Source organism: Flavobacterium sp. 140616W15 (assembly GCF_003668995.1).
GTDB lineage: Bacteria > Bacteroidota > Bacteroidia > Flavobacteriales > Flavobacteriaceae > Flavobacterium.
On the sequence record NZ_CP033068.1, the window covers coordinates 2,914,764 to 2,941,033 of the forward strand.

Sequence of the window (26,270 nt, forward strand, 5' to 3'; positions counted from 1 at the left end):
TTCAGTTCAACTCTCCTACTTGTTTTTCAAAACTTTTAATAAATACTAGAAGGCTTATCAATGTATTTTCATCAGTAATATTTCCATCTGAATCTAATTTTCCCCGAATCCCCTGGATTAAAAATTGGGTTTCATTATCAAACTTGGCTTCGATAGTTCTCATAATCAAGCTTAATTGTTCCTGTCCCTTCTCTCCAGATGCAGAAGCCGTTATTAACCCTACTTTTTTATTTGAGAAAACAGTTGTCGAAACACACCATTCTAATACATTCTTTAAACTACCTGGTAAACTAAAAACATATTCTGGCGTACAAATTAATACTCCAGCTGCAGCAGCGATTTTATTTCTAAAAACAGTTACAATCTCTGGAGGATTCTCATTATCCAAATCAGGATTAAAATGGGGAATGCTCTCTAAATCTTCAAATATCTCAACTTCAAATTGGTCATTAATATGCTCCGAAATAAATTTCAGAATTTTAAAATTACTTGAATTCCTTCTTGTACTTCCGGATATAGCAAATATTTTTTTCTTTTTATCATCCATCTTTTAATTCTTTAATCTAGTGACAAAGCAAATTTTACTGCTGCATCTGAATGGATTTTTGTTGTGTCAAACACTGGAACTGAAACATCATTCTGACTTATAATCATTGGTATTTCGGTACAACCAAGAATAATTCCTTCCGCACCATTTTCTATCAATTTATTAATTACCATAATATAAGCTCTTTTGGTCTGCTCATTGATTATTCCTCTTCCTAATTCTTCTTTTAATGTTTTCTGAATGTAATCACGCTCATCTTGAAGAAAAGGAACAATTGTCTCAATATTATGTTCGGCAAGTTTGTCTTTATAAAAATCCATTTCCATAGTAAATTTTGTGCCCAACAAACCTACTTTTTTCAATCCTTTTTTATTTATTTCTTTTGCTGTAGCTGTTGCAACATGAATAATAGGCAGTGAGATTTCTTTTTCGACTCTTTCTACCACTGCATGTGCTGTATTGGCACATAAAACAATTGCTTCAGCTCCGCTTTTCTCTAAACTTTTACATGCATTAGTTATCAATTCGAATGTTACATCCCAGTTATTGGCTGTATTATTTCTTTGAAAATCATCAAAATTCAAAGAGTAGATAATACACTCTGCAAAATTAAGTCCTCCTAATTTTTCATTTATTCCTTCATTTATAAACCGATAATAGTCTATTGTCGAAACCCAACTAATACCTCCAACAAGCCCAATTTTTTTCATAACTAGTTTTTTTTTTACTGATTTCAAGCTTACGCCAAAGCAAAACGGTTTCAAACGATTATAAAATAAGCCTGTGACTCAAATCGTTTGAAACCGTTATTGTAAAAGTATTTTTTTATTCTTTAATAGCTAAGTTATCTCTGGTATTTTTTTGAACTGCAATTGCTCCAAATATCCCTAATAAAAATGCAAAAGCATAAAATCCTTTTTCGCTAGGCAAAATCGTGGCATTCCAAAGTCCGATCGTTAATAAAGCGATTGCCAGAATTGTTCCAAACCAGCAAATTCCATAATAAATATCAGTTACAGGAAATCCTTCTAATCTATCTCTTACACTTTTTTGCAGCGAAATTACCGCGAACAACCCAAACATCAAAACTGTAAAGTAATATCCTTTTTCATTTAATAACATTTCAGCTCTAGCAAGTCCTACTAAATAACCAATAATTCCTGCTCCCATAGCAATCCAAGATGCTGCAACAAATGCATTCGACGTTTTTTGTACCATTTTTAAATTTAATTTATAGTTGAGTTAATTTATTTTTAGAAATATTGCTATTTGCAAATACTTCTCGGCGGTTGGTTCCTAATTATTTAGTTTCATATTTTGCAAAAATAGCGGAGTCTATTGGTGTCCAAAAACAACACTTTTGTCCACTTGCTTTTAGCGCATTATTTGCCCAGGTATTGCAAGTATGAAGCAAGCTATAACTTCCTGTTCCTTCATAAAAAGCATCTCTTTTACCATAATTCTGATCTGTTTTGATGTGCATCAACCGCCCGTTTTCGTCTTTCTTGAAACTTTTTTTTATATAATCAACTAGGCGAACATATTGTTCCTTACTGATTATAATTTTTTTACAGCTTTCATTTTCTTTTATATTCGAAAAATAGGTTGCATGTATTGCTGTATTACTTAATCCAGATGCTGCTTTAAGTGCAGTCGAAGCTTTTAAATCTGACCAGTTTGGAGTTTCAAGATAAAACCCTTTATCTCCCCATCCCATTGCCAGGTATTGGTAAGTTGTATCTTTAGAGATTGTATTTTCATACTTTACCTCTTTACTCCAGTCCATAAATTCGTTACGAGTAGGAACTACAATATCGGTGTGAACACCATTTGTCATGATATAAATCATAACTTCTTCTTTAGTATCTGGTTCTCTTTCGACTGTAATTCTCGAAATAGAATATGCGAGAACGACGTACAGTAAAATAAATGCTACGAATGCAAGTAGTATTTTACCAATAATTTTAAAGGCTTTTTTCAATGTGGTTAAGATGGTTAGTTAATTTTTCGCTAAAATAGTAGTATTTTATTTAATAAAACAAAAATATTTTTAAATAATAAATACTTCTAAATATACTTGTCAATTCTGAATACTTAGCAAAAAGAAGACCAAAAACTTATCTTTTTTGAATATTTTTTAATGCCGCTTTGGTTGCATTAAGTCGCACTGCTATAAAATCATCTTGACTCGTTTCTTTAGTTGGTTCTATGTTTGTTGCAAAAAAGTAAACGCCATCCTTATTTTCAAGGTAACCTACAAACCACCCGTTGCGTTTAACTCCATCTACAGACAAACCAGTCTTCCCTCTTAGAACATAATCGTCCTGCTTTTCAACTATCATGATATCTTTCATTATCAATTCAGTTCTTTTAGAAATAGGCAATTCGGAGAAATACAATCTTTTTAAGAAATCAATCTGTTGGAATTGAGAAATTCTAGATTTTCCTTCTAACCAAAAATTATCAATCGTTAGGGTATCAAAAACCATTGTATTGTAATCTAATTTTTTTAGATATTCTTTCATTCGTTTCACACCTACTTTTCTTGCGATTTCCTGATAGCAAGGAACACACGAAACTTTAAACGCTTGCTTAAGTGTTAAATCTTGTTCCCAAGCTTTCATCCATCGTTTTTCTCCATTCCATTTAAAAACTGTCGAATCACTTTTTACTACTCCTGTCTCAAGGGCAATAATCGAATTAGGAATTTTGAATGTTGATGCTGGAATATTTCCTCTTTTTGCCCAAGTAAAATCATTAGAATAATAGGCCTTTTTATTGCTATCGTAAACCAATATTGAACCTTTTACTTTTAAACTGTCGAGTATTTTACCAAACTCGGCAACAACAATTTCTTTGTCTTTTCCTGTTTCTTTTTTAGTTTCAGTCTTAGTTTCTTTGTTTTTAGATTGACAACTTACATTTAGGTTCATCAATAAAAAGAGAGATAGAATTAGTGCTGGAGTTTTCATTTTTTGTTTTTTTTGATGGTGATTTTATTTTAGGATGCAATACATTAAGCTTAAGAAGAACGTCTTTAATATTAAATTAGTACTAAATAAACCTCATACAAAACTGCCAACTCACTAAGTTTACATCGTAGCATAGGCTCTTATTATTTAGTTTTTATTGAATCTTTTCTAAATCTTTCTTCATTAATTGAGTTGCATCGTTGAGTTTGACTTTCTCAAAATATTTTTCTAATTCGACTAACCTTTTCTTATTATCATACTTTATACCCGAATTTAATTTTCTCTGACAAGCTGAACATAATCTAATGGCACTGTTATCTGTTTCTGCCAAACTAATTGTTCCATTCATTACGCAATCTGCCACTATACAATGATACAATCCGAACATATGCCCTATTTCATGGGAACAAGTTTTTAATAATCGCGATAAACATAAATCAAAATTAGCAGGTGTTAGCACCTCATCTTGTAATCTATAAATGGAACTCACTCCTATTTTATCTCTGTAAGATGCTAATCCAAAAACGTAATTCCATTCGGGTTTAGGAAATAAATCCTTTTCTGTTAATGCCATTAAAGCAACTCTATTTAATGGTTTTTCTTTTTTAAGTACACTATCTAAGATATAACCTGCTAAAAACTGTTCGTTATCTTCGTATCCAATTCGTCTGGCTGAACTAGGAATTATATCGTTAGAGAATTTCTCCAAAGTTTTGGTTTTTAATTGAAAGAAAATCTCAAGATATTCTCTAACTAATTCGATTTGCTTCTTTTGCAGAGTAGTAAAATTCCCAATAGGTCTAATATAAATAATATTAGAATTATTTGTTGGAACTACATGTCTGGAATTTATAAATTGCTCGAAACTTTGCCCCTTCTCTTTAAGAGTATAAAGCCATTCTCCTTCAACAGGTTTCGATAGTTTCACATCATTATCTGCTATATCATCAAAGTATTGATTTCCCTTGTTCTGATTACAAGAACAGAAAGTCAGAAATAATAAGAGTATTAGTTTTTTCATAAAGGTTTATGCTATTTTTTACTGGAATTATAAATTCTTTTACCCGTTATAATTCATTGACATTATTGTATGGTTTATTATCTCAATATCTAACAAATGATCTTGATAAAAATCATCTCCTCCTGAAATGGAACAAAAAACAGCTCCTGATTCTTCAATTACTATTTGAGTTCTATATACTACTAAAGTATCATACCAATCATCATTTGCTCTGTCTTCATCATTTTCCTTATTATAAAAATCGATTAATTCCTTCTTACAATTCCCTAACCAGTTAATATAATTAATGATTTCATCTAAATAATTCTCAATATGCCCGTTAGGCAGATAAACGGAAACTTTATCTGCTAATTTATTAAACACTATACTATTCTTATTCGTGATTTTAAACTTATTGTCGTTACTCTTTGATTTAACAAAATCGCTTAACTCTAGTTTAGGTTGCTCTTTCTTTTCTCTATATTTTCTAATATCTTTTATGATGAAGTTATTTCTGTGTGATTTGGATTTCTCTTCCATTACATACAACTTTGTTGCCTCTTTTCTATTGTTTAAATCAGCAACTTCCTTGAAAACTTCGAATGCTGATTTATGAAACCCCAACAGGCTATAAACATTTGAAAGTACTAAATCATCTTGTTTTGTTCTGTTAGCATTTTCTAATTCATAAAGTAAATTATAAAGCTTCTCGACACTTTCTGTTGATGCATTCGTTTTTCTAAACGCCGTAGATAGCTCTACATAATTTTTTTTATAATGGCTGTTCATTTTCAATATCATCTTCACTTATTAAATTATAAAAATCATTAAATACATCTTCCATCTCATCTGCTTTTTCATGATCCCATAACACAATTGGGTAATTGTTATCCTCTTTATTTCTATTGCTATCAAAACAGAGCAGTCCCCAATCACTCCAATTAGCAAAGGGAATATATCCTTTTTCAATTAAATCATCCTTTAGATTTTCATGGAAAATCATTTCTCCCAGAGATTCTTTCCAACTATTTACTGGATGTTTAAAAAATGAAGCCTCTAAAATATAAAGCTCATAAAAGTGTTTGTGTTTTAAAAATATTTTATAATCTTCGGGGAATTCACAACCAAGTCGATTTTCAAATTCTTTAATTTCATTATCAGTTACTTTACTAGCAATAGGAAACCATATTCTCCACTCTTCGTCTTGATTTTGATTGGGATCAGCCATTTCAGCTTCAATTTTATTTGGTAGTGTGTTACCATTAACCTCAACAAACTTTTTCAAATAAAAATCAATTATACTTGTTATTTTCTCTTTATTCATCATACATCACTTTTAAAACACTATCTAATAAAAAACATAATACCTATGAAAATAGCAGTCATTATCTTTTACAAACAATAACAAATTCTCATAATTAACACAAAATACTTAAATTAATTTTCTATTCTTTATAACATTTAATCTCCTAACAACTCTAGTTCAATTTTTTTATTTATTAGAAAAATCAAAACTCCTTTAAATTCAATAATAGCAGTAGTCTTCAATTTGTTTTTATTCAAATCTGTTGTTTCAATATATTTATCTATAATTTTTACTATTGTCAATTGATCTCCTATAGTAAGTTTTAAATCTCCATATTGATCAATCATGATCCCTGTCCATTGGGTAAATAATTCAAAAATTTCAGATAAAATTCCAAACTTCTTGTCATCTATTTGGAATAATAATTCCTTGTTATCGAATCTATGAAAATCTAATGCCATTACTTTCTTTTTTTAAATTCTTACTTAATAATAAATAAGCTCTAACTTTATTTGCTAATGTATTCAAAAAACCTCTCTCCCTAAATATTATTTTGTAAGATTTGTTAATGCTTAAATTTTCCAAATCATATCCAACCAAAAAAAGAACCTCTTATATGCTAAAAATATGAGAACGTAAAATATATCATACAAGATACATATTATGTGTTTTTGCTTAATTTTTAAATCTCTTCTCTATTTTTTCTAAATCTTAATTCTATATTCTATACTCTATATTCTATACTCTTTAATCTATATTCTTTAATCTATATTCTTTAATCTATAAATTTCTCAAATATTTACTTTGTATCTTTGCAGCCTAGAACCTTTTGAAAATAAAAAATGCGCATAGATATTATTACTGTTTTACCTGAGTTATTGCGAAGTCCATTTGAAGCTTCGATTATGAAACGTGCTATTGACAAGGGTATTGTCGAGGTTCATTTTCATAATTTACGCGATTATACAACCAATAAACAGAAGAGTGTTGATGATTATCCTTTTGGCGGTGGTGCTGGAATGGTTATGACGGTTCAGCCTATTGATGCTTGCATCACGCATTTAAAAAGCGAAAGAGAGTATGACGAGATTATATATATGTCACCTGACGGAGAAACGCTAAACCAAAAAATGGCTAACACGATGTCAATGTATGAAAACATTATCATTTTGTGTGGACACTATAAAGGTGTTGATCAAAGGGTTCGCGATCATTTTATTACCAAAGAAATTTCGATTGGTGATTATGTTTTATCTGGTGGCGAATTAGGTGCTTTGGTTTTATCGGACGCTTTAATTCGTTTGATTCCTGGTGTTTTAAGTGACGAAACTTCAGCCCTAACTGATAGTTTTCAAGATAATTTATTATCTGGCCCTATATACACACGCCCTGCAGATTATAAGGGATGGAAAGTTCCTGATGTTTTAACCAGTGGCCACTTTGCTAAAATTGACAAATGGAGAGAAGATATGGCTTATGAACATACTAAAAACAGACGCCCTGATCTTCTTGAAGAGAAGTAAGTTTTTAGTATTCGGCCTCAATTTACAGTTACAGTTTACAAACTGGCGTATTAAAAATTGAGAGTAAAGACTATAAGCTTAAAGTCGTGACTCAATAACACAGCTGATTTACTGCAGTCTGATTCTTAGGATTATAACTAAATATTAAGACAAAAAACTTTAAACAATAAAAACTTTAAACTTTAAACATTTTTTCTATCTTTGCACCCAAATTAGACCAACCTCTGGCGAAATCCGTGTATGTTGCTTTATTACAAAACCATAATTAAAGATATCATGGCAGATTTAATGAAATTCGTTAAAGACGAATTTGTTACTAAAAAAGATTTCCCAGTTTTCGGAGCTGGAGATACTATCACAGTTTTCTACGAAATTAGAGAGGGTGAAAAAACAAGAACTCAGTTTTTTAAAGGAGTTGTTATTCAAAGAAGAGGTTCTGGTAACACAGAGACTTTTACTATTCGTAAAATGTCTGGTGCTATTGGTGTAGAGCGTATCTTCCCAGTTAACTTACCAGCTTTACAAAAAGTTGAAGTTAACAAAAGAGGAGCTGTACGTAGAGCTAGAATTTTCTACTTCAGAGAACTTACTGGTAAAAAAGCTAAGATTAGAGACAAAAGAAGATAATTTTTTATCTCTTTACCATAAAGATCCCGATTCATTATTTATGAATCGGGATTTTTTTTGTTCTAAACAAAATATCAAAACAGTAATTCTTTGGCTTGAAAACCATCGATTTGTCAATTATACCTGCTTAAAATGGCAATCTGTTAATTTAAGGAATTCTGTAAAAAACGCAACCGTTTTCGGACTGTTTTACTTATATTTGCTTCGCTCATTTTGAGCCGACCATTCCTTTACATCGTCATTTTTTTGACGATACGATTATATTAAAAAAGAAAAAAAAATGACACAGAATTCAAAAATTGTTTACACCTTAACTGATGAGGCGCCATTATTAGCGACTTATTCTTTCTTGCCTATTGTACAAGAATTTACTGCTACAGCGGGTATTGCTATTGAAACTAGAGACATTTCGTTAGTGTCTCGAATTTTATCTAATTTCCCGGAGTACTTGACCGATTCTCAAAAAACAGGGGACGCCTTGGCTGAGCTAGGACAACTTGCTACTAAACCGGAAGCAAACATCATTAAGTTACCAAACATCTCTGCATCGGTTCCTCAATTAAAAGCTGCCATTGCCGAATTACAATCTCATGGATATAAAATTCCAAATTTCCCTGAAGATCCACAAAACGATACCGAAAAAGAAATTAAAGCTAAATATGCTAAAGTATTAGGTTCTGCTGTAAACCCAGTTTTACGTGAAGGAAACTCTGATCGTAGAGCACCAAGAGCTGTGAAGAATTTTGCAAAAGCAAATCCACACTCTATGGGAGCTTGGTCAGCAGACTCAAAAACTCATGTTGCATCTATGCCAAATGGTGACTTTTACGGAAGTGAAAAATCACTTACTGTTCCTAACCCTACTGATGTAAAAATTGAATTCGTTGCTAAAGACGGAACTACTACTGTTTTAAAAGAAAGTACTCCTCTTAAAGCAGGAGAAATTATTGATTCTGCTGTATTAAACTTAAATGCTTTAAAAAGCTTTGTTGCTACAACTATCGAAGAAGCAAGAAAAGAAAATATATTACTTTCAGTTCACCTGAAAGCTACAATGATGAAAGTTTCAGATCCAATTATTTTTGGTGCTATTGTAGAGGTTTACTTTAAAGATGTATTCGAAAAATACGCTACTTTATTTAGCGAACTAAATATTGACACAAGAAATGGATTGGGTGATGTTTATGCTAAAATTGCAGGAACACCTCAACAAGCCGAAGTTGAAGCAGCATTAGATGCAGCTATCGCTAACGGTCCGGCACTTGCTATGGTAAACTCTGATAAAGGGATTACGAACTTACACGTTCCATCGGATGTAATTGTTGATGCTTCTATGCCTGCAATGATCCGTACTTCTGGACAGATGTACAATAAAGAAGGAAAACAACAAGATACTGTTGCTATTATTCCAGACCGTTCTTATGCTGGTGTTTATACTGCAACTATCGATTTTTGCAAAAAACATGGTGCTTTTGACCCAACTACAATGGGAAGCGTACCAAACGTGGGCTTAATGGCTCAAAAAGCAGAAGAATACGGATCTCATGACAAAACTTTCCAAGTTAAAGGTGATGGTGTTGTTCGTGTTGTTGATACTAATGGAACTGTATTAATGGAACAAACTGTTGAAGATAAAGACATCTTCAGAATGTGTCAGGCAAAAGACGCTCCTATTCAGGACTGGGTAAAACTAGCTGTAAACAGAGCTCGTTTATCTAATACTCCTGCAGTTTTCTGGCTAGACGAAAACAGAGCACACGATAGAGAATTAATCGAAAAAGTAAAAACTTACCTTAAAGATTATGACACTACAGGTTTAGATATTCGTATCATGAATCCAATCGATGCTACAAACTTCACTCTTGAAAGAATAATTAAAGGATTAGACACTATCTCTGTAACTGGTAACGTATTGCGTGATTACCTTACAGATTTATTCCCAATTCTTGAAGTTGGAACTTCTGCTAAAATGCTTTCTATCGTTCCTTTAATGAATGGTGGTGGATTATTTGAAACTGGTGCTGGAGGTTCTGCACCTAAACACGTTGAACAATTTACACAAGAAGGATATTTACGTTGGGATTCATTAGGTGAATTCTTAGCTCTTGGTGCTTCTTTAGAGCATTTAGGTCAAACTTTAAACAACTCTAAAGCAATTGTTCTTGCTGAAACTCTAGATGAGGCAAATGACAAATTCCTTGCAAACGATAAATCTCCAGCTCGTAAGATTGGACAAATCGATAACCGTGGTTCTCACTTTTATTTAGCGTTCTACTGGGCTCAAGCTTTGGCTGCTCAAAATAAAGATGCTGAATTAAAAGCGATCTTCACTCCTATCGCTGCTGAGTTTGCTGAAAACGAATCTAAAATAAATGCTGAATTAATTGCTGCTCAAGGAAAACCTCAAGATATTGGTGGCTATTACCAACCAAATCCTGAATTAACTAGCAAAGCAATGCGTCCAAGCCCAACATTTAATTCAATCTTAGCTAAAATAGCTTAAACAATGTATTTAATTACATTTCTACAAATACATATTAAAAGACAACCAGAAATGGTTGTCTTTTTTTAACGCATATTTAACATTGGTTTTGTAATATTTCTTCCCTTCTAACGTCTTATAAAGTAATTCAAAATTTAAACAATGATTTCAAAAAAAGTTAGTTTATTACTTATTGTATTTTTTGCTACTTTTTCTTCAATAGCACAAGAAAAATTTACTCTCAGTGGTACCATCTCCGACTCAAAAAATAATGAAACCTTAATTGGAGTTAATATTTACATCCCTTCACTAAAGATAGGCACAACAACCAACGAATATGGTTTTTACTCCATTACAGCTCCAAAAGGAGAATATCAGATAGAAATAAGTTATGTCGGATATCAATCTTTTGAACAAACCATTTCTTTGACAAAAAATATTAAAAACAATTTCTCACTTAAAGAAGGTGGCGAAGAACTTAAAGAAGTAGTCATTACTGATAATAGAGGAAAAGCCAATACTCGTACTCCCGAAATGAGTGTAAACAAACTTTCTATAACATCCATAAAGAAAATGCCTGTTGTTATGGGAGAAGTTGATGTTTTGAAATCAATTTTACTGCTCCCTGGTGTTACCAATGCTGGTGAAGGAGCATCTGGTTTTAACGTACGCGGTGGTGGAGCAGATCAAAATTTAATACTTCTTGATGAAGCTACTATTTTTAACTCTTCACACGTTTTTGGATTCTTCTCTGTATTTAATCCAGATGCAATTAAAGATCTAAAACTATACAAAGGGGGAATTCCTGCTCGTTACGGCGGTAGAGCCTCTTCAGTTTTAGATATTTATCAAAAAGATGGAAATAGCAAAGATTTCCATATGAATGGCGGAATTGGTTTAATTTCTAGCCGACTTCTTGCAGAAGGTCCATTAGTAAAAGATAAAGGATCGTTCTTAATTGGAGGAAGAGCTTCTTACGGACATTTATTCCTAAAACTAACTGAAGACATGAAAGATAACTCTGTTTATTTTTATGACTTAAATGCTAAATTCAGTTACAAACTAAATGACAACAACAGCTTGTACCTATCAGGTTATTTTGGGCGTGATGTATTTAGTATTGCCAAAAGTTTCGCAAATACTTATGGAAATACAACTTTAAACTTGCGTTGGAATCATTTATTTTCCGACAAGCTTTTCACTAATCTATCTTTAATTTATAGTGATTATTATTACGGTCTAGATTTAGATTTAGTAGGATTCAAATGGGATTCTGGCATCAAGAATTATAATATCAAATACGATTTCAAGAATTACATTTCAGACAAATTCAAGTTAAATTACGGTATAAATGCTATTTACTATGATTTCAACCCAGGAACTATTAAACCTACAGGCGACGAAATTAGAATCAACCCAGAACAACTAGACAAAAAATATGCATTTGAACCTGCAATTTATATTGAAGCAGAAAATCAAATCGCTAAAAAGTTAACACTCTCTTACGGACTTCGTTTGAGCATGTTTTCCCGTTTAGGCTCTTCGACAGTTAACCTATATGAGAATAACAATCCTGTTATTTTTGATCCTGTCCGTCAGATTTATGAAAAAGCAACTCCAATAGGAACTCAATATTATAGCAAAAACAAATCTATTTATGATTATAAAAATTTAGAACCTCGTTTTTCTATTGGATATCAAATTAACGAAGACCAAGCTGTTAAAGCTAGTTATAACAGAATGGCACAGTACTTACAATTAATATCAAATACCTCTTCTCCTACTCCACTCGATGTATGGATGCCAAGTGATCAGTTTATTAAACCTCAACTTGCAGATCAGGTGGCTTTAGGTTATTTCAGAAATTTTCAAGATGGAGATTACTCTCTTGAAGCTGAAACGTATTATAAGAAAATCAAAAATAGACTTGATTATATTGATGGTGCCGATTTAATAGCAAATAACGCTATTGAGCAAGTACTTCTAAATGGTCGTATGCGTTCTTATGGTATAGAGCTAATGTTTAAAAAGAATACTGGAAAACTAACTGGATGGGTTTCTTATACATTATCTAAATCAGAACAACAAACACCAGGAAGAACTCCAGAAGAAACAGGAATTAACAACGGACAATGGTATAATTCTGTTTATGACAAACTACATAATTTGGCTGTAACAACTGCATATACCCTAAACGAAAAATGGTCATTTGGGGCTAATTTCGCTTTACAATCAGGACAACCAGTAACTTATCCGACTGGATACTATGAATATCTTGGTGTTAAGGTTCCTCATTATGGTTTACGAAATGAAAATAGATTACCAGCTTATCATCACTTAGATATTTCGGCAACATTAACTCCTAGATCAAACAAGGACAGAAACTGGAAAGGCGAATGGGTTTTTAGCATTTACAATCTTTATAATAGACGCAATGCAGCTTCAATTAATTTTAGACAAAATGAAGATACTGGATACAATGAAGCTGTAAAAACATCTATTTTCGGAATGGTTCCTGCAGTAAGCTATAATTTTAAATTTTAATTCACTTCTCCAAAAAGAGAAATAAAAATATATTCACATGAAAAAAATAAACCTATTAATTCTATTTTTTACAGCGCTCTTTTTTACAAGTTGTGAAGAAGTTGTAGATGTTGATCTAAAAACAGAACCACCCAAATTAGTAGTAGAAGCTGTCATTAATTGGACAAAAGGTACAACGGGAAACCAACAAATGATAAAATTAACTACAACAGCCGATTATTACAATCCCCAAATTCCAGTTGTATCAGGAGCTACTGTATCTATAAAAAATAGCACTAATAAAGTATTTACTTTTATAGAAATTCCTAAAACTGGTCAATACGTTTGTACAAATTTTGAACCTGTTATTAACGAAACTTATGTCTTAACCATTATTAGTGGAGGAAATACCTATACTGCAACCGAAACTTTAAAATCAGTCGCGTCTATTACTAGAATAGAACAAAAAAACGATGGTGGCATTATGAAAGATGAGATTGAAGTAAAAGCATATTTTAACGATCCTGCTAATGAAACAAATTATTATTTATACCACTACACCTACTCTAATAAAATACTGTCAAGTTATTCGGCTGTAGAAGATAGATTCTTTAACGGAAATGAATTCTTCAGTTCCTCGAATAATGATGATTTAAAAACTGGTGATCAAGTTGAGATAAGTCATATCGGTATCTCTAAGAGTTATTACAATTACATGAATATCTTAATAAGTATTGCTGGTGATAATAGTGGTGGACCATTTCAATCTCCTCCAGCAACAGTAAAAGGTAATGTTATAAACACAACAAATGCAAGCGACTATCCTTTAGGTTATTTTTCACTTGGAGAAATAGACACTAAAAAATACACAATCGAGTAATTCTGAATATGGAACACAGAGTAGAAATTTTAACCGAAAAGAAAATTGTTGGAAAACGAATTACAACATCTTTTTCTGCCAATAGGACAAAAGAACTTTGGCAAGGTTTTATGCCTAACCGAAAAGAAATACAAAACAATATCGGTTCAGAGCTATATTCTATTGAAGTGTATCCAGAATCTCATTTTGCTAATTTTAGTCCAAACAATCAATTTGAAAAATGGGCTGGCATAGAAGTAACAGATTTTCTTTCGGTTCCTGTTGGTATGGAAACCATTGTAATTCCAAACGGACTATACGCAGTTTTTATACATAAAGGCCCTGCAAGCAACGGACATAAAACATATCAATATATTTTCACTGATTGGTTGCCTAAGTCGGAATACTCACTTGAGAACAGACCTCATTTTGCCGTAATGGGTGAAAAATACAAACATGAAGATCCAACATCTGAAGAGGAAATTTGGATTCCGATTAGATATAAAAAATAAAATTCATAAAAAATGCTCTCCCAACTGAGAGCATTTTTTTTACTTTACTTTTAAAACACAAAGCTATCAAGTCTCAACATATGTAAATGTTTAAGAATTAGAATTAGGCAACCTTTGCGAATAATTAATTCAAAAATTAAAATCATGAGACACTTACTTCTTTCTCTATGTTCGCTATTTGCATTTAATACAAAAGCACAAACTTTCAAAAATCCAGAATCTTTATTTGATCCTACGCCCTATGGTTTTAGTCATGCGTCATCGGTTTCTGCAACTGGGGAATTGATTTACATATCTGGGCAAAGTGGTGGCTTGGGCAAAGAACATCTTTTAAGTAATAGCTTTCGAGAACAAACACAAGTAGCATTACAAAATATTGTAACAGTACTGGACAGCTACAACTTAAAACCACAGAATGTTATAAAAATTACTATTCTAATAGTAGATCATTCCCAAGAAAAACTAAAAATATGGAATGAGGAAATTAATAAAGTATGGAAAAACAAGCCATTCCCAGCCAGTACATTAATTCCAGTTCCAAAATTAGCCATAGACGGAATGTTAATTGAAGTCGATGCAGTTGCTTACAAAGCAAAAAAATAACTTTTTAAGATTTTTAAACCATTAAGAAATTATGTTTAATTAAGAATCTTTGACAAAAAAAACCAATCATATAGGTTATCTAAGCTCATTTAAGTAAAACAGTCCAAACTTATATTTTCTTAAATAACTTATATGGTAAAAATATCGTTGCAACTTTTAGACAACACAAATAATCCTTTTAATCTTTATAATCTGTGGCTGAAAAAAACTTAATTACTTAATCGTAGAAAAACATTTACTTTTTACTTTCGTACATTTACAGCACATTTTAAATCTTAACAATAAATGTCCTCACATCATATCGTACGCGACGACCAAGAACCTGCATTAATCATAGCCAACGGAGCAGCCTGTAATCCTGAATTATTAGGACAATTATTAGAATGGTCTCCTTTAGTAATCGTATTAGATTCAGCAATTGAGCGCGTAGTCGATTTAGGTATAAAAGTCGATGTCCTACTTGGTGATTTCGATCGTGGATTCGACCCGGAAATATATAAAACGACACAATACCCAATCGAAATTGTACATACTCCAGATCAGGACAAAACCGATTTAGAAAAAGCATTCGATTACTTAATCGAACGAAAAATACCTGCTGTAAATGTAATTTGGGCAACAGGAAAAAGAGCCGATCACACCATTACAAACCTTACCAACATTGTTCGCTATCGAAATTTGTTAAAGATTGTCATCCTCGACGATCATTCTAAAATATTTTTATTACCAAATAAATTCGAAAAATGGTACACCGCCAACACCCCGATTTCACTAATCCCAATTGGAGTCGTAAATGGTATTTTTTCGGATAATTTAGTATATCCTTTGCATAACGATACACTCACAATAGGCTACAGAACTAGTAGTAGCAATGCTGTTTCCAAAGATGGAATCGTTACAATTACACATACTGATGGTGATTTATTGTTGATGGAATGCTTCGATTAATTCTTTTTTTTCAGGAGCTAATTCCCGCTTTCGCCTCAATCTTTTAGGGCAAAAAAAAGCCCAAAAAGGATACCAACTCAATCAGGGCTAAACCAAATAATTTCATAATAGTAATATAACTTATTACCAAATTAGGAATGTGTACCTTTGCACGGAAATTAAGAATAATGAAAGCTACAAATAACGCCGAGAAAACAAGTCTACATCCTAGAAACCCGCATCGTTCCCGCTACGATTTTGAACAACTAATTGCAGCTTGTTCCGAATTAAAGAAATACGTGGCGATAAACGAACATGGAATCGAAACGATTGATTTTAGTAATCCCGAAGCAGTAAAGGCACTTAATAAAGCCTTATTAATTCATTATTACGACATACAAAACTGGGACATCCCTAAAAATTATCTTTGCCCTCCAATTCCAGGAAGAGCCGACTATATTCATTACCTAGCCGATTTATTAGCCACAACAAACAATGGTGCTATTCCAGAAGGCGAAGCTGTATTAGGTTTAGACATTGGTGTAGGTGCCAATTGTATTTATCCAATATTAGGAAATGCAGTCTATGGATGGAGTTTCGTGGGAACAGATATCGATGAAAAAGCTATTGAAAACTGTAGTAAAATCATCGAAGCCAATCCTAAACTAATTGATGCTATTAGTTTACAACAACAAACAGAATCACGTTTTATATTCAAAAATATAATTACACCCGAAGATAAATTTACATTCACGATTTGTAATCCGCCTTTTCATTCTTCCTCAGAAGAAGCTAATAAAAGTGCTGTTCGAAAAGTAACAAGCTTAAATCCAAAAGCAAATAGAAAAGCAGCACCCGTTTTAAACTTCGGAGGTCATAATGCCGAACTATGGTGCGATGGTGGAGAAATTGGGTTTATAACGCAAATGATTTATGAAAGTGCCAAATACCCAATGCAATGTTTATGGTTTACTACATTAGTATCCAAAAGAGAAAACTTATCAAGTATCTATAAAACATTAAATAAAGTAAATGCTTCAATCGTAAAAACAATCGATATGGCGCAAGGTCAGAAAACAAGCCGCATTGTAGCATGGTCTTTCCTTACTGAAGCACAACAGGGCAAATGGAAACTTTCAGAATCATAATTTAAACTTCACGCATAGCAGTCTTCTTCTTAAAAAGACTAGTTTTTTCACAAAACAATAAATCAATTATATTAAAAGTAATATTTTTCTTTAAAAATATTACTTTTAATGTTTTTTTACTTATATTTGAATTTAAGATAATTATCTAATCAAGAATTACTTATCTATTGTTTTACTATGTTTATTTAAATATAAACTCTTTTAATACACTTATTCAATTAATACTGAAATAAGCACAACTATTAAAAATTTAGCTTCATTTATTTTTAAGATTGCTAAATCATCCCATACTTTAAACCAAAAACATTAAATCCTCCAAATGTTTGGTTAAGCTTTCTGCAAATATTAACCAATGGGATGAAAAATGAGAAAAACATTAATAACACTATTTTTAATACCTTTCTTTGGATATGCACAGCATAAAATATCTGGAAAAGTAAAAGATGAAAACAATTTTCCTATAGAACACACGGAAATAATAATCAAAACACTGAATTCCAGTCAATTAAACTCATCTTTCACCAATAAAAATGGAGAATTTACCATTAATGAAGTACAAAAAGGGAATTATCAACTTACTATAAATTATTTCTCAGAGGAGATCTATTCTCAACTTATTACAATTAATTCTGATTTAGATTTAAAAAATATAGTAATAAATATGTACTTATCTTTAAATAACGTAACAATTGAGAATAAAAAACCTTTAATTGAAAATAAAGCAGACAGGTTAATTTTTAATGTAGAAAATTCTGTTGCGTCAATAGGCGGAAATGCTTTAGATGCACTAAAAAGAACTCCAAGAATAAAAGTCCAAAATGACAAAATTTCGATGATTGGCAAAAGCAATATGTCAGTTATGATTGATGATAAACTAATCCAATTTTCAGATGAAGAATTAGCAAATTATCTTAAGTCTATTAACTCCGATGATTTAAAAAAAATAGAAGTTATATCAAACCCTCCAGCAAAATATAGCGCAGAAGGAAATAGTGGGCTTATAAATATTGTAACAAAAAAAGCAAAAAAAAATGCATGGAATGCTTCGTTAAGGAGCACTTATCAACAAGCTACTTATGCAAAAAAAAATATTGGAGGAGCATTTAATATACAAAAAGGGAAATTACAATTAATTTCTAATATAAACTATGTAAATGGTTCAAATGCCCCACGAGAAAAACATCTAATCTTTTATCCAAATCTTACATGGGAAGAAACAAACAAACGCCGAAATTATACAGATATTTTATCTACAAAAATACGAATGGAATACGCAATCAACAATAAATTTTCAACAGGATTTAATTACAATTTCACTAGTAGTAAACCTTCCATAAAAGAAACTAATCAAATTAATTTATTCAATCCTACTACCACTGTTTTAGATTCTATAATTAAAACTATAGGTAAAGAAAATTACACTAAAAAAATAAATACTTTGAATTATCACATTTCCTACGACATCGATACAACTGGTAGAAAACTTACTTTAGATTTTGATTATTTTAACTTTAAAAATACAACCAAACGAGTATTCAAAACAGAATCATTTTTATCTAACTATCAACCTAGCATTGACACCCCCCTTGAAGCAAAAAATAATGGTACACAAGAAATTCAAAATATCGGTTTCAATTTAGATATGATGCACCCGAATAAATTCTTAGAGTTTAATTACGGTGGACGAGTATCATTTATAAAAACTATTAATGATTTTAATTACTTTGACATAATAAATAATATAGAAACCATAGATCTAGATTTCAGTAACCAATTCGATTATAAAGAAAATACTCAAGCCTTATATATAAGCGCAAATAAAAACTTTTCAGATAAATGGAAGTCTAAATTAGGCTTAAGATATGAATTTACAAAAACCGAAGGCTTTTCAAATACACTCAACCAAAATAATATTAATAATTACTCTAGACTATTCCCTACTTTCTTCTTATCTTATGCTTTAAACAACAATCATTCCTTTAGCGCAAACTATGGTAAAAGAATTAAAAGACCAAGCTATAGTTATCTTAATCCCTTTCGCCATGTTTCTAATCCTTACTCCTACTCGGAAGGAAATCCTTTTTTACAACCCGCTTTTACCAATAATTACGAATTCGGATACACATATAAAGACAACTTAATAACTAAAATCTATTATTCTTACACGAATGATAATTTTGACCAACTGACAATACTCGATAAAACAACAAACATAGAACAAATTATTCCTTTAAATTATATCGTAAATAAGGTATTTGGGATTAACCAATCTTTTATTTACAAACTATCAAAATGGTGGAATATAAATGCATCAATAGACTTTTATCACAGTAAAACTGATTCCAAAATACCTATAACATTACAATCTTTAAGCGGATGGAATGGAGAAATTAGCATTTCAAATGACATAACTATGAATAATAATAAAACTTTATTCTTCAATACAGAAATCTGGGCCGTTACAAAAGGGGTATACTACTTAGACCATAATTCAAATGATTTTCAACTAGATACTTCTATAAAATATCTCTTATTAGATAAAAAACTGATTATTAGTTTAAATATACAAGATATTGTAAATCCAAAAGCCATCAAATATACTTCGTACTCTAATGGAATTAGAAATACATTCAAAAATTATTATGATGAGCAATATTACAGGTTAGGGATAATTTACAATTTTGGAAAAAAAATAAACATGAATAAACGAGAGAATACGAACCAAGAGGAACAAAATAGAGCCGATTAAAAGAATTGACTTTTCAAGTAATTTGTAGTTGCAAATACAAAAGAAAGAAACTCAATATAAATTGTTTGCAAACTGCTACCAACAAAGAGTTTTATGTAGTAAAAAGACAACTCAAACATTAATTAACAAATAAATTTTATTATGAAAAAATTAACCTTGTCAAAATTAATTGAATTAAAAGGAGTATTAACAGGTGGTTTTACCACACTTACACCAGAACAACAAGCAAAATTAAGAGGAGGAGCAGATAATTGCGACTGCTCCAATTCAAGAAAATGTAAAGTTAAAGATGAACTAGAATTATCTAGATAATTTAAAATAACAGTTGGGTAGATTATATTTCTACCCAACTGTTTAAATAAAAAACATTATGATAACGAGTAAATTTAATACTTTTTTCTATCATGAAGATTTAATGGTAGGATACAATGCTTTATCAAATGAATTTATCATTATAGATAAAGAATTATTTGAACTTTATAAAGCAGCCGTTAATGAAAAAAATATTTCCGGGCTTGAGGAAATACATCCCAGTTTTTTTAACCATATAAAAGATAGAGGATTTATAATAGATAAAAATGTAGATGAAATTAAATCCATAAAAGAGATGGTAACCACAATTGACGAAGATGATGAGGCTTATCAATTAATTATTAATCCTACAATGAACTGTAATTTTAAATGCTGGTATTGTTATGAAACCCATATAAAAGACTCCAAAATGTCTTCAATTACAATAGATAAAATCATATCATTTATAAATAAAATTTTAGAAAACAAGAATTTAAAAAAATTCCATTTAAGTTGGTTTGGTGGTGAGCCATTATTATATTATGATAAAACAATATTACCAATATTACAAAAAATCCATCCATTATTTAAACTCAAAAACATCGAATTTTCATCGAATTTCACTACTAATGGATTACTTATAAATGAAAATATTTTAGCAGATTGTACTCTATTTGGAATAGACCATTTTCAAATAACTTTAGATGGACATAGGGAGCGTCATAATAAAGTTAGGTTTATTAATAAAGAAAGAGGCTCATACGATGAAATAGTTAATAATATTAAATTAACATTAAAAAGCCGAATAAACGTTACTGTAAGAATAAATATTTCTGAAGAAACCTTGAATGATAAAGTAACTGAAATCATTAACGATTTTTCAGATTTGTCACTTGAAAATAGAAAATTTTTAATATTTTCCTTCCATAAAGTTTGGCAAGAAGAAAAAAACATTGAAAAAGAAATGTCCAAATTAATTGATAAGTTCAAAACGCATAAATTATCAACCCAAACAATTGATGAAATAGATCATGTCAGAAATCCATGTTATGCGGATAAGAAAAATCAAGCTACAATAAATTATAATGGAGAAGTATTTAAATGTACCGCTAGAGATTTTAAATCCGAGAATAGAGAGGGGATTTTGCAAAATGATGGTTCCGTTTTATGGAATGAAAAATATTATGAAAGAATGAACATAAAATTTAAAAATAAACCGTGCCTAAACTGCAAAATATTACCTATTTGTAATGGTTCATGTTCACAACTTGCGCTAGAAAATAAAAATGAGGAATACTGTGTCCATGATTTTGATGAAGATAAAAAAACAACACTTGTAAAAAACATGTTTTTAAATGCATTAAACTAAAACAAGAGTTCTACTATGAAATTCACTCCACAATATGACCAAATGGACTGTGGTCCAGCATGCATAAAAATGGTCGCAAATATCTATGGTAAAAATTATCCTTTAGAATACCTACGCAAAAATGCTTACATTACGAGAGAAGGCGTCTCATTATTAGGAATAAGTGAAGCATGTGAACAAATTGGCCTAGAAACTCTCTCTATTAAAATTACAACTGAAAAACTTATAAATAACAAAGAAATAACTCCGTTCATATTATATTGGAATCAACGTCATTTTGTTGTTCTTTACAAAATATCAAAATCTCTATTTACAAGACAACCTATTTTTCATATAGCAGATCCTAAACATGGAAAAATAAAACTTACTCAAGAAAAACTAGAAAAATCATGGCTTACTAACAGAAATGAAGGAGTAGCACTTTTATTGAGTCCAACTGATAGATTCCACAAACAACAACCTCAAGAACAAAAAAAATAAAAGTAAGCTATCTTTTCAAGTATCTAAAACCATACAAAAAGAAGCTAAGTATTATGTTTTTTTTACTAATATTAGGCAGTGGATTAACCTTAATCTTTCCATTTTTAACTGAAGCATTAATTGACAGAGGTGTTAATAAAAAAGACCACAATTTCATTTTTACAATACTTTTAGCACAGTTAAGTTTATTCATTGGTTCTATAACAATCAATATTTTCCGTAATTGGTTTTTACTTTATATAGGTACACATTTAAGCATTACAATTGTTTCTGATTTTTTAAAAAAATTTCTTAGGCTCCCAATAAAATTTTTTGACACTAAATTAATGGGAGACTTTCAACAACGTATTCAAGACAATGACCGTATAGAAGAATTTCTAACATCTCAGAGTTTAACCACTTTTTTTTCTATCATAACTTTTTCTGTATTTTTTGCCGTTCTATGGTATTATGATTTAAAAATTCTTTTAGTATATCTAACATTGACTTTTTTATCTATCATTTGGTCATTGTACTGGCTTAAAAAAAGAAAGATCCTAGATTATTTCCGTTTTCAGCAGAGAAGCGATAATCAAGAGTCAATTTATGAAATGCTCAATGGAATTACTGAAATGAAGCTCAACCAATTTGAAGGATATAAAATACAAGAATGGGAGAAAATACAACAAAAACTTTTCATTCTAAATTCAAAAATTTTAAAAATTGATCAATTACAACTTTCTGGTTTTGACTTCATAAATCAACTTAAAAATATTGTAGTCACTTTTTTAACTGCAACTTATGTCGTTCAAGGCACTATGACACTAGGTATGCTACTTTCTGTTTCTTACATCATAGGACAGATGAACGCACCTGTCGACCAACTAATTACCTTTTTTCGTTCCTTGCAAGATGCCAAATTAAGCTTAGAAAGACTTAACGAGGTGCAGAATCATACTCCAGAAGAAAACAAAAAACAAATACAATTACTTAAAAATTGGGAGAAAAAATCCGAAAATGGAATTCACATTAATAATTTATCATTTCAATACGAAGGTCCAAAATCTCCTTATGTACTAAAAGATATAAATCTTTTCATCCCCGAAGGCAAGATAACAGCCATTGTTGGAGCAAGCGGAAGTGGAAAAACTACTTTAATAAAATTATTATTAAAATTTTACGATCCAATCCAGGGTGAAATTTATTACAATCAAGATAACATCATTAATATCTCTCCAAAAAGTATTAGAAAAAATACAGGTGTAGTTATGCAAGATGGATTTATTTTTTCGGATACTATAGAACGAAACATTGTAACTAAAGACAATAAAACAAATAAGAATCAACTCAAAAAAGCAGTTGACACAGCTAACATTAAAGAACTTATAGAATCTTTACCATTAAAATACAATACAAGAATAGGCTCTTCAGGTAATGGTTTATCAGGTGGAGAGAAACAAAGGATTTTAATTTCGAGAGCTGTGTATAAAAATCCACATTATATTTTTTTTGATGAAGCAACATCGGCACTAGATTCAGAAAACGAAAAAATAATTCACGATAATTTACAAGTTTTTTTAAAGAAAAAACAGTAATCATAATAGCTCACCGCTTAAGTACTGTTAAAAATGCAGATAATATCATAGTCCTAAAAAAAGGTAAAGTAGCAGAAGTAGGGAATCATTATCAACTAGTCCGAAATAAAGCTGATTATTATAATTTGGTTAAAAATCAATTAGAATTAGGTAATTAAAAGTATCTCGTTTAGAATTCTCTTTATAAAAAACATCACAGTAATTAATTTTGTTCAGACTAATCATAAGACAATCCTTGCAAGATTACTTCTGTTAGCACTTTTGCAATACTAATAAAATATTTACATCTGTTTTTTTACAATAAAATCAGAAGTTCAAAACAAGAATTTAATTTTTAGAATTTTACTTTGTAACTTTACAGTCCCAACAATTCTAATATAAATAAATGAATTTTCAAGTAGTCTCAGATTATAGTCCAAAAGGAGATCAACCGCAAGCAATTGAAAAATTAACCCAAGGTATAATCGATGGCGAAAAATACCAAACGCTACTTGGGGTAACTGGTTCAGGAAAAACATTTACAGTAGCCAATGTAATACAGGAAGTGCAGAGACCAACATTGGTTTTGGCACACAATAAAACATTAGCAGCACAATTATATTCAGAATTCAAACAATTTTTCCCAAACAACGCCGTAGAATATTTCGTTTCGTACTATGATTACTATCAGCCAGAAGCTTTTATGCCAGTAACTGGAGTATTTATAGAGAAAGATTTATCTATTAACGAAGAGTTGGAGAAAATGCGTTTAAGCACAACATCTTCCCTACTTTCAGGACGACGCGACATATTGGTGGTTGCCTCCGTTTCTTGTTTATACGGTATCGGAAACCCTGTAGAATTCCAGAAGAATGTTATTGCTATAGAAAAAGATCAGGTTATTTCGAGAACCAAATTATTACATAGTCTGGTACAAAGTTTATATTCTAGAACCGAAGCTGATTTTAATCCTGGAAGTTTCAGAATAAAAGGCGATACTGTTGAGGTATATCCTAGTTATGCAGATGATGGATACCGAATTCATTTTTTTGGAGATGAAATCGAAGAAATTGAATCTTTTGATATAAAAACTTCTCAGGTAATCGAGAAATTTAATAAACTTACAATTTATCCCGCCAATATGTTTGTTACATCACCAGATGTACTGCAAGGCGCAATATGGCAAATACAACAAGATTTGGTAAAGCAAGTAGACTATTTTAAAGAAATAGGAAAACATCTTGAAGCCAAACGACTAGAAGAACGTACCAATTTTGATTTAGAAATGATTCGCGAACTAGGTTATTGCTCAGGTATCGAAAACTATTCTCGCTACCTTGACGGAAGAGAAGCTGGAACAAGACCATTCTGTTTACTTGATTATTTCCCTGATGATTATTTAATGGTAGTCGATGAAAGTCACGTAACATTATCGCAAGTGCATGCTATGTATGGAGGAGATAGAAGCCGTAAAGAAAACCTTGTTGAATATGGTTTCCGCTTACCTGCTGCAATGGATAACCGTCCTTTAAAATTTGAAGAATTTGAAGCCATGCAAAACCAAGTAATTTATGTATCGGCTACTCCAGCAGATTATGAATTGCAAAAAACAGATGGTGTGTATGTAGAGCAGGTAATTCGTCCAACAGGATTATTAGATCCAATTATCGAAGTACGTCCAAGTTTAAATCAAATTGATGATTTAATCGAAGAAATTCAAATACGCTGCGAATTAGACGAACGTGTTTTGGTAACCACTTTAACCAAAAGAATGGCCGAGGAATTAGCCAAATATTTAACCAAAGTTAATATTCGTTGCCGCTATATTCACTCTGATGTAGATACGCTAGAACGTATCGAAATTATGCAGGATTTACGAAAAGGAATTTTTGATGTTTTAATTGGAGTAAACTTACTTCGTGAAGGTTTGGATTTACCTGAAGTTTCACTAGTAGCAATTCTTGATGCTGATAAAGAAGGATTTTTGCGTAGTCATAGATCATTAACCCAAACTATTGGTCGTGCAGCGAGAAACCTCAACGGAAAAGCAATTATGTATGCTGACAAAATCACAGCAAGCATGCAAAAAACTATTGACGAAACCAATTATCGCCGTACAAAACAAATTAATTTCAATCTAGAACACAATCAGGTTCCACAAGCATTAAACAAAAAAATCGACAGCGCATTTACCAAAAATCCATTGGTAGAATACGAATTAGGTCATACTTTAACTGAAGCTGCCGAACCAGATACAGCTTACCTTTCTAAAACTGAATTAGAGAAAATGATTCGTGAGAAACGCAAATCAATGGAAAAAGCAGCAAAAGAACTAGACTTCCTTCAGGCGGCAAAATTACGTGATGATATTAAAAAGCTACAGGAACAGTTAACTTAATTATGTTGCTCCTGAAAAATCTTCAATAATACCTCAGGATCAATCATTGCATTTGGAGCATTCTTCATTAAATTAAGAATACGCTTAGTAGCTATAGGATTTAATCCCATATCAATAGCTATTTGCTGTATTGCTGCCGCTTCTCTAATATGTAATATACCATCGCAATGCATAATTAAAGCCAATCTATAAAATTGCTGAATACGCTGAAACTCAGATTTAATAACTAACGAAGGAGTTTCTTGATGAAATAAATCCTGAAAAGTTACTTTGTCAATACGCAATTCATTAGCAACCAATGACAAAAAATCATACTCCCTTTTATGCAATTCTCCATCAACAGTTGAGAAAGATATTAGCTCTAAAAGTAAACTTATTTTTTCTGCATTAGTATTCATCAA

General features: G+C 31.1%; 23 protein-coding genes and 1 pseudogene. 14 read left to right on the forward strand and 10 right to left on the reverse strand.

Annotation, left to right across the window (positions count from 1 at the left end; genetic code table 11):
• Nucleotide 1 precedes the first annotated feature (1 nt).
• The 9 genes from EAG11_RS12485 to EAG11_RS12525 form a co-directional block, all read right to left on the reverse strand.
• A complete protein-coding gene (locus tag EAG11_RS12485; RefSeq protein WP_129539472.1) occupies nucleotides 2-547 on the reverse strand; it encodes an NADPH-dependent FMN reductase in 546 nt (181 codons plus the stop codon).
• Nucleotides 548-558: 11 nt separating this feature from the next.
• Complete coding sequence (locus EAG11_RS12490) at nucleotides 559-1,257, reverse strand: aspartate/glutamate racemase family protein (protein WP_129539473.1); 699 nt, start codon at nucleotides 1,255-1,257, stop codon at nucleotides 559-561.
• A gap of 115 nt (nucleotides 1,258-1,372) precedes the next feature.
• Nucleotides 1,373-1,765 (reverse strand): inner membrane protein YiaA, encoded by a 393-nt coding sequence (gene yiaA, locus EAG11_RS12495; RefSeq protein WP_129539474.1) that lies wholly within the window; start codon nucleotides 1,763-1,765, stop codon nucleotides 1,373-1,375.
• 82 nt (nucleotides 1,766-1,847) lie between these two features.
• A complete protein-coding gene (locus EAG11_RS12500; protein WP_129539475.1) occupies nucleotides 1,848-2,528 on the reverse strand; it encodes a TIGR02117 family protein in 681 nt (226 codons plus the stop codon).
• 136 nt (nucleotides 2,529-2,664) lie between these two features.
• Nucleotides 2,665-3,519: a class D beta-lactamase gene (blaOXA, locus tag EAG11_RS12505; RefSeq protein WP_129539476.1), complete on the reverse strand. Its 855-nt coding sequence runs from the start codon at nucleotides 3,517-3,519 to the stop codon at nucleotides 2,665-2,667.
• Nucleotides 3,520-3,673: 154 nt separating this feature from the next.
• Complete coding sequence (locus EAG11_RS12510) at nucleotides 3,674-4,540, reverse strand: archaemetzincin (protein WP_129539477.1); 867 nt, start codon at nucleotides 4,538-4,540, stop codon at nucleotides 3,674-3,676.
• Between the two features lie 39 nt (nucleotides 4,541-4,579).
• Nucleotides 4,580-5,308: a hypothetical protein gene (locus EAG11_RS12515; RefSeq protein ID WP_129539478.1), complete on the reverse strand. Its 729-nt coding sequence runs from the start codon at nucleotides 5,306-5,308 to the stop codon at nucleotides 4,580-4,582.
• Complete coding sequence (locus EAG11_RS12520) at nucleotides 5,292-5,846, reverse strand: SMI1/KNR4 family protein (protein WP_207209598.1); 555 nt, start codon at nucleotides 5,844-5,846, stop codon at nucleotides 5,292-5,294. The genes EAG11_RS12515 and EAG11_RS12520 overlap by 17 nt, the downstream gene beginning before the upstream one ends.
• 134 nt (nucleotides 5,847-5,980) lie before the next feature.
• A complete protein-coding gene (locus EAG11_RS12525) occupies nucleotides 5,981-6,286 on the reverse strand; it encodes a hypothetical protein (protein ID WP_129539479.1) in 306 nt (101 codons plus the stop codon).
• A 381-nt stretch (nucleotides 6,287-6,667) separates the two neighbouring features.
• On the opposite strand from EAG11_RS12525, the gene trmD reads away from it, so the two are divergent.
• The 14 genes and pseudogenes from trmD to uvrB all read left to right on the forward strand — a co-directional run bounded on the left by trmD (nucleotide 6,668) and on the right by uvrB (nucleotide 25,869).
• Nucleotides 6,668-7,348 (forward strand): tRNA (guanosine(37)-N1)-methyltransferase TrmD, encoded by a 681-nt coding sequence (trmD, locus tag EAG11_RS12530; RefSeq protein ID WP_129539480.1) that lies wholly within the window; start codon nucleotides 6,668-6,670, stop codon nucleotides 7,346-7,348.
• A 276-nt stretch (nucleotides 7,349-7,624) separates the two neighbouring features.
• Complete coding sequence (gene rplS / locus EAG11_RS12535) at nucleotides 7,625-7,975, forward strand: 50S ribosomal protein L19 (protein ID WP_129539481.1); 351 nt, start codon at nucleotides 7,625-7,627, stop codon at nucleotides 7,973-7,975.
• A 280-nt stretch (nucleotides 7,976-8,255) separates the two neighbouring features.
• The gene (locus EAG11_RS12540) at nucleotides 8,256-10,478 is read left to right on the forward strand and encodes an NADP-dependent isocitrate dehydrogenase (RefSeq protein ID WP_129539482.1); all 2,223 of its coding nucleotides are present in this window, start codon (nucleotides 8,256-8,258) and stop codon (nucleotides 10,476-10,478) included.
• 141 nt (nucleotides 10,479-10,619) lie between these two features.
• Nucleotides 10,620-13,001: a TonB-dependent receptor gene (locus EAG11_RS12545; RefSeq protein WP_129539483.1), complete on the forward strand. Its 2,382-nt coding sequence runs from the start codon at nucleotides 10,620-10,622 to the stop codon at nucleotides 12,999-13,001.
• Between the two features lie 37 nt (nucleotides 13,002-13,038).
• On the forward strand, nucleotides 13,039-13,860 hold the full coding sequence (locus tag EAG11_RS12550; protein ID WP_129539484.1) for a DUF4249 domain-containing protein: 822 nt from the start codon (nucleotides 13,039-13,041) through the stop codon (nucleotides 13,858-13,860).
• Nucleotides 13,861-13,868: 8 nt separating this feature from the next.
• Nucleotides 13,869-14,351: a GyrI-like domain-containing protein gene (locus EAG11_RS12555; RefSeq protein WP_129539485.1), complete on the forward strand. Its 483-nt coding sequence runs from the start codon at nucleotides 13,869-13,871 to the stop codon at nucleotides 14,349-14,351.
• Nucleotides 14,352-14,495: 144 nt separating this feature from the next.
• Entirely contained in the window at nucleotides 14,496-14,954 is a 459-nt protein-coding gene (locus tag EAG11_RS12560; protein ID WP_129539486.1) for a RidA family protein, read from the forward strand.
• 285 nt (nucleotides 14,955-15,239) lie between these two features.
• Complete coding sequence (locus tag EAG11_RS12565; protein WP_129539487.1) at nucleotides 15,240-15,902, forward strand: thiamine diphosphokinase; 663 nt, start codon at nucleotides 15,240-15,242, stop codon at nucleotides 15,900-15,902.
• Between the two features lie 167 nt (nucleotides 15,903-16,069).
• Nucleotides 16,070-17,029 (forward strand): 23S rRNA (adenine(1618)-N(6))-methyltransferase RlmF, encoded by a 960-nt coding sequence (gene rlmF / locus EAG11_RS12570; RefSeq protein ID WP_129539488.1) that lies wholly within the window; start codon nucleotides 16,070-16,072, stop codon nucleotides 17,027-17,029.
• Between the two features lie 364 nt (nucleotides 17,030-17,393).
• Nucleotides 17,394-19,778, forward strand: a complete 2,385-nt coding sequence (locus EAG11_RS12575; RefSeq protein WP_129539489.1) for an outer membrane beta-barrel family protein — start codon at nucleotides 17,394-17,396, stop codon at nucleotides 19,776-19,778.
• 141 nt (nucleotides 19,779-19,919) lie between these two features.
• Complete coding sequence (locus EAG11_RS21765) at nucleotides 19,920-20,090, forward strand: hypothetical protein (protein WP_164998704.1); 171 nt, start codon at nucleotides 19,920-19,922, stop codon at nucleotides 20,088-20,090.
• 58 nt (nucleotides 20,091-20,148) lie between these two features.
• The gene (locus EAG11_RS12580) at nucleotides 20,149-21,438 is read left to right on the forward strand and encodes a radical SAM/SPASM domain-containing protein (RefSeq protein ID WP_129539490.1); all 1,290 of its coding nucleotides are present in this window, start codon (nucleotides 20,149-20,151) and stop codon (nucleotides 21,436-21,438) included.
• A 42-nt stretch (nucleotides 21,439-21,480) separates the two neighbouring features.
• A pseudogene (locus tag EAG11_RS12585) lies at nucleotides 21,481-23,650 on the forward strand (peptidase domain-containing ABC transporter).
• A gap of 227 nt (nucleotides 23,651-23,877) precedes the next feature.
• Nucleotides 23,878-25,869 carry an excinuclease ABC subunit UvrB gene (uvrB, locus tag EAG11_RS12590; RefSeq protein WP_129539491.1) on the forward strand — a complete coding sequence of 664 codons (1,992 nt, stop codon included), beginning with the start codon at nucleotides 23,878-23,880 and terminating at the stop codon, nucleotides 25,867-25,869.
• Here the strand turns inward: uvrB and EAG11_RS12595 are convergent.
• On the reverse strand, nucleotides 25,866-26,267 hold the full coding sequence (locus EAG11_RS12595) for an excinuclease ABC subunit B (protein WP_129539492.1): 402 nt from the start codon (nucleotides 26,265-26,267) through the stop codon (nucleotides 25,866-25,868). The genes uvrB and EAG11_RS12595 overlap by 4 nt on opposite strands.
• Nucleotides 26,268-26,270 lie beyond the last annotated feature (3 nt).

Excerpts from the sequence above, each read along its gene's own strand:
- EAG11_RS12485 (WP_129539472.1), bottom strand. The coding sequence starts at position 547 with ATGGATGATAAAAAGAAAAAAATATTTGCTATATCCGGAAGTACAAGA.
- EAG11_RS12490 (WP_129539473.1), bottom strand. The coding sequence starts at position 1,257 with ATGAAAAAAATTGGGCTTGTTGGAGGTATTAGTTGGGTTTCGACAATA.
- yiaA (WP_129539474.1), bottom strand. The coding sequence starts at position 1,765 with ATGGTACAAAAAACGTCGAATGCATTTGTTGCAGCATCTTGGATTGCT.
- blaOXA (WP_129539476.1), bottom strand. The coding sequence starts at position 3,519 with ATGAAAACTCCAGCACTAATTCTATCTCTCTTTTTATTGATGAACCTA.
- EAG11_RS12510 (WP_129539477.1), bottom strand. The coding sequence starts at position 4,540 with ATGAAAAAACTAATACTCTTATTATTTCTGACTTTCTGTTCTTGTAAT.
- EAG11_RS12515 (WP_129539478.1), bottom strand. The coding sequence starts at position 5,308 with ATGAACAGCCATTATAAAAAAAATTATGTAGAGCTATCTACGGCGTTT.
- EAG11_RS12520 (WP_207209598.1), bottom strand. The coding sequence starts at position 5,846 with ATGATGAATAAAGAGAAAATAACAAGTATAATTGATTTTTATTTGAAA.
- EAG11_RS12525 (WP_129539479.1), bottom strand. The coding sequence starts at position 6,286 with ATGGCATTAGATTTTCATAGATTCGATAACAAGGAATTATTATTCCAA.
- trmD (WP_129539480.1), top strand. The coding sequence starts at position 6,668 with ATGCGCATAGATATTATTACTGTTTTACCTGAGTTATTGCGAAGTCCA.
- rplS (WP_129539481.1), top strand. The coding sequence starts at position 7,625 with ATGGCAGATTTAATGAAATTCGTTAAAGACGAATTTGTTACTAAAAAA.
- EAG11_RS12540 (WP_129539482.1), top strand. The coding sequence starts at position 8,256 with ATGACACAGAATTCAAAAATTGTTTACACCTTAACTGATGAGGCGCCA.
- EAG11_RS12545 (WP_129539483.1), top strand. The coding sequence starts at position 10,620 with ATGATTTCAAAAAAAGTTAGTTTATTACTTATTGTATTTTTTGCTACT.
- EAG11_RS12550 (WP_129539484.1), top strand. The coding sequence starts at position 13,039 with ATGAAAAAAATAAACCTATTAATTCTATTTTTTACAGCGCTCTTTTTT.
- EAG11_RS12555 (WP_129539485.1), top strand. The coding sequence starts at position 13,869 with ATGGAACACAGAGTAGAAATTTTAACCGAAAAGAAAATTGTTGGAAAA.
- EAG11_RS12560 (WP_129539486.1), top strand. The coding sequence starts at position 14,496 with ATGAGACACTTACTTCTTTCTCTATGTTCGCTATTTGCATTTAATACA.
- EAG11_RS12565 (WP_129539487.1), top strand. The coding sequence starts at position 15,240 with ATGTCCTCACATCATATCGTACGCGACGACCAAGAACCTGCATTAATC.
- rlmF (WP_129539488.1), top strand. The coding sequence starts at position 16,070 with ATGAAAGCTACAAATAACGCCGAGAAAACAAGTCTACATCCTAGAAAC.
- EAG11_RS12575 (WP_129539489.1), top strand. The coding sequence starts at position 17,394 with ATGAGAAAAACATTAATAACACTATTTTTAATACCTTTCTTTGGATAT.
- EAG11_RS21765 (WP_164998704.1), top strand. The coding sequence starts at position 19,920 with ATGAAAAAATTAACCTTGTCAAAATTAATTGAATTAAAAGGAGTATTA.
- EAG11_RS12580 (WP_129539490.1), top strand. The coding sequence starts at position 20,149 with ATGATAACGAGTAAATTTAATACTTTTTTCTATCATGAAGATTTAATG.
- uvrB (WP_129539491.1), top strand. The coding sequence starts at position 23,878 with ATGAATTTTCAAGTAGTCTCAGATTATAGTCCAAAAGGAGATCAACCG.
- EAG11_RS12595 (WP_129539492.1), bottom strand. The coding sequence starts at position 26,267 with ATGAATACTAATGCAGAAAAAATAAGTTTACTTTTAGAGCTAATATCT.